The 3,213-nt window shown below is 69.1% G+C and carries 4 protein-coding genes and 1 pseudogene; 3 read left to right on the plus strand and 2 right to left on the minus strand.

Going from position 1 to position 3,213, the window contains the following annotated elements:
• The first annotated feature begins 221 nt into the window (after nt 1–221).
• Nucleotides 222–896 carry a Type 1 glutamine amidotransferase-like domain-containing protein gene (locus tag JHD21_RS21610; RefSeq protein WP_292679589.1) on the plus strand — a complete coding sequence of 225 codons (675 nt, stop codon included), beginning with the start codon at nt 222–224 and terminating at the stop codon, nt 894–896.
• Between the two features lie 33 nt (nt 897–929).
• Here the strand turns inward: JHD21_RS21610 and rarD are convergent, their stop codons facing one another.
• Nucleotides 930–1,841, minus strand: coding sequence for an EamA family transporter RarD (gene rarD / locus JHD21_RS21615; protein WP_292679591.1), 912 nt, complete (start codon nt 1,839–1,841; stop codon nt 930–932).
• Nucleotides 1,842–1,944: 103 nt separating this feature from the next.
• Between rarD and JHD21_RS21620 the strand changes: the two genes are divergently transcribed.
• Both JHD21_RS21620 and JHD21_RS21625 read left to right on the plus strand, forming a co-directional pair.
• Nucleotides 1,945–2,319, plus strand: coding sequence for a hypothetical protein (locus JHD21_RS21620; protein ID WP_292679593.1), 375 nt, complete (start codon nt 1,945–1,947; stop codon nt 2,317–2,319).
• On the plus strand, nt 2,316–2,756 hold the full coding sequence (locus JHD21_RS21625; protein ID WP_292679595.1) for a hypothetical protein: 441 nt from the start codon (nt 2,316–2,318) through the stop codon (nt 2,754–2,756). The genes JHD21_RS21620 and JHD21_RS21625 overlap by 4 nt, the downstream gene beginning before the upstream one ends.
• Before the next feature lie 13 nt (nt 2,757–2,769).
• Here JHD21_RS21625 and JHD21_RS21630 read toward each other — a convergent pair.
• Nucleotides 2,770–3,213: pseudogene (locus JHD21_RS21630) on the minus strand (2-oxoacid:ferredoxin oxidoreductase subunit beta); the annotation flags it as partial.

Below are 3,213 nucleotides of genomic sequence, written 5' to 3' on the forward strand. Positions count from 1 at the left end.
GGGTGGGAGGGACGGCCGTCAGCCAGGTCGACATGTGGTCCATCCTCAGCGGCCGTCACGTTCGCCGCCCGGTGCGAACGTCCGGTCCTGCGGGGGACCTTCGTCCTCAGTGGCGGGTTACCGTTCCGGACCGGTTGTCGGATTCGTCGTCAGCCGTTCGTGGAGAGGGTGACGGGCTGCCGCGGGCAGCCGACGCGTCGTCATCTCGACCAGGAGGATCAATGAAGCTGCTGCTCACCTCGGCCGGCGTGCAGAACCCGTCCATCCGCGCCGCGCTCGTCGACATGCTCGGCAGACCGATCGAGGAGTCGACAGCGCTCTGCGTCCCCACGGCGATGTACGGCCACCCCCAGGTCGGGATGGGGGCCAAGCCCTGGCAGTTCATCAGTGGCAGCGAGGGCCTGCCGATGGTCAGTCTCGGCTGGAGGTCGATGGGCATCCTCGAGCTGACCGCTCTGCCCAGCCTCGACAGGGAGCACTGGGTGCCGCTGGTGTCCGAGGCGGATGCGCTGCTGGTGGCCGGCGGCGACGTCATCTACCTCCGCTACTGGATGCAGGAGTCGGGACTGGCGGGCCTGCTTCCCTCGCTGTCCGACACGGTGTGGGTGGGGCTGAGCGCCGGCAGCATGGTGATGACCCCCCAGGTCGGCGACGACTTCGTCCAGTGGGAGCCGCCCACCGGCCGCACCGACGCCGCGCTCGGCCTCGTCGACTTCGCCATCTGCCCCCACCTGGTCCCCGACGGCGGACCGGGCAACACGATGGCGGAGGCCGAGGCCTGGGCCGCCACCATCCCCGGGCCGAAGTACGTGATCGACGACGAGACCGCCATCGCGGTCGTGGACGGCTCCGTCGAGGTCGTGTCGGAAGGAACGTGGAGGCGACTTCCCGACTGACCGGTGCGAACCCTCGGCGGAGCGGCAGCCCGGCTACGCCGCAGCCGACGCGTGCACCGTCAGCCGCAGCTGCCGCCGGTGGTGGTTGGTCGCCTCGACGGTGAAGATCACCAGCGCGACCCAGACGAGCACGAACCCGATCCACCGCGACGCGGGCATCGCCTCGTCGAGGACGAAGACGCCGAGGGCGAACTGCAGCACCGGAGCGAGGTACTGCAGCAGACCGAGCGTGGTCATCGAGACCCGGGTGGCGGCGGCACCGAAGCAGATCAGCGGGATGGCGGTGACGATGCCGGTGGACGCCAGCAGCAGGGCGTGGCCGGCGCCCTCGCTGCCGAACGACGACGCACCGGAGGCGATGAGCCAGCCGAGGTACGCGGCGGCGAGGGGGGCCACGACCGTCGTCTCGACGGCCAGGCTCTCCACGGCACCGACGTTGGCGGTCTTCTTCAGCAGGCCGTACGTGCCGAACGAGAACGCGAGGACCAGCGCGATCCACGGCAGCCGGCCGTAGTCGACGGTGAGCACGACGACGGCGAGGCTGGCGATGCCCAGGGCGCCCCACTGCAGAGGACGGAGCCGCTCGCCGAGGATGACCACGCCCATGAGCACAGTGACCAGCGGGTTGATGAAGTAGCCGAGCGAGGTCTCGACGACCCGCTCGTTGTTGACGCCGTAGATGTACGTCGCCCAGTTGACGGTGATGATCAGCGCCGCGGCGGCCAGCAGCAGGAAGGTGCGCCGGTCGGCCAGGATCGCGCGCAGCTGCGTGGTACGCCGGAAGACCACGACGAGGAGGCCCATCGTCACCATCGACCAGAGGATCCGGTGCGCCAGGATCTCCACCGCGCCCGCGGGCTCGAGCAACGGCCAGTAGAGGGGGAACCCGCCCCAGAGGCCGTACGCGGCCATCCCCAGGAGCAGTCCTCGACGCTGCTCCGGCACTGCTCAACCCTAGTGCGCAGAAGGTCCGGGGAACCTCCGGGTTTCGGTCAACGTCCGCAGGGATAAGGTCACTGCACCACATACTCGGAGAGGGAACCCCTACATGCGCAAGCTCATCTCGGTCCTCGCGGCCGTCATCATCGCGGCAGCCACCATGGTCGCGTTCCAGAGCGCCCCGGCCAACAGCGCCGCCAAGGTCAAGCACGAGATCAAGATCATCGACGCCGGCGAGATCAAGAACAGCGGCCGGTTCTTCGTCAAGGGCAAGGTCCCGACCGCCGCGAAGAAGACCATCAAGCTCGAGCGCAAGGTCGGCAACCAGGGCAGGAAGCTCTACAAGAAGATGAAGTCCAACAACAAGGGCAAGTTCGCCTTCCAGTTCGACGGCCCGACCGGCAGCTGCTTCTACGTGGTGGCGCCGAAGACCGCCGGCTACAAGAAGACCAGCGTCAAGATCGGCTGCATCGTCCGCGTGTGACGCCGACACCGCACGTCGCCACCCCCCGTCCCGTCAGGGGCGGGGGGTCCGCGTTGCCCGGGGCGCTCGTCCTGGCCGTCGTCCTCGTGCTCGGCCTGCTCCTCACTCTCGTCCCCAGCCCGGCGACGGGAGCGGCCAAGGTCCGCCACGACCTGACCGTCGCGGCCGAGGAGGTCGGCGGTGAGGGCACCAACCACTTCCGCATGTTCGGCGCGGTGCCGACCTACCAGGGCCGCCGGCTCAAGATCCAGCACCGGGTCGACGACGGCGGATGGCGGCTCTGGAAGACGACTCTCACGGCCGCCGAGGACGGCGCGTTCAGCGAGCGGATCTACGGCGGAAAGCGCGGCAGCCGGGTCTGCTACAAGGTCGTCGTCCCCGCGACGAAGAAGTACAGGACGACCAAGCGCAAGGTCGCCTGCATCACGACCAGCTGACGCCGACGGTGCGTCAGCTGACCGTCCAGGTGTCGCCGCCGCCGATCAGGGCGGCGAGGCGCTCCGCCGGCTCGCCGGAGGTGGACGCGCGGGCCTCCGCGATCTGGGCACGGGCCTGGTCGTCGTACGTCGGCCGCTCGACCTGCCGGAAGATGCCGATCGGCGACTGCTTGAGGTAGCCGAGCTCGGTCAGCCGCGAGATCGCGAACGCCAGCGTCGGGTCGGGGTTGTGGGCGTCGTGGACCAGGATCGCGTCCGCGCCGACCTCGGCGACCAGGGCGACCTTGACCCCACCGGTCTCGCTGTCGCGGATCAGGCCCTTGTCGCCTCCGGCGCCGAAGAGGATCGGCTCTCCGTGGACCAGGGGGATGATCGCGTCGGCCTTGGTGTCGTTGTCCTTGATCGCGTCGAACGCGCCGTCGTTGAAGATCGGGCAGTTCTGGTAGATCTCGACGAA

This window comes from Nocardioides sp., assembly GCF_016462705.1.
Lineage (GTDB): Bacteria > Actinomycetota > Actinomycetes > Propionibacteriales > Nocardioidaceae > Nocardioides.